Genomic DNA, 216 nt, shown 5'->3' on the forward strand with positions numbered 1-216 from the left:
ATATCTAAACTACCATTCATTATTTTCCCATGCTTAAATCTATTTTCCACAAATAGCAAGAATAACATTGGTGGTATTATTAAGGTAACAGGATAAGTATTAGTTTTTAAGGTTACATTTAAGGTTTCATTAAACCTCATTTTTTCAAGGGCTATGTAGTCTTCGATATGATGCATTTCGTCCTTTAATGTCACACCTGGTGTATCGGTTTGATAA

Annotated in this window: 1 protein-coding gene; it reads right to left on the bottom strand. The window is 31.0% G+C overall.

Annotated elements, in window-relative coordinates:
• Window positions 1–216: histidine kinase (locus ACRHOC_RS15760; protein WP_431159511.1), on the bottom strand; the 216-nt coding region annotated here is incomplete at both ends.

It is taken from the genome of Winogradskyella poriferorum, assembly GCF_050618035.1.
In the GTDB taxonomy this organism is placed as follows: Bacteria; Bacteroidota; Bacteroidia; order Flavobacteriales; family Flavobacteriaceae; genus Winogradskyella; species Winogradskyella poriferorum_A.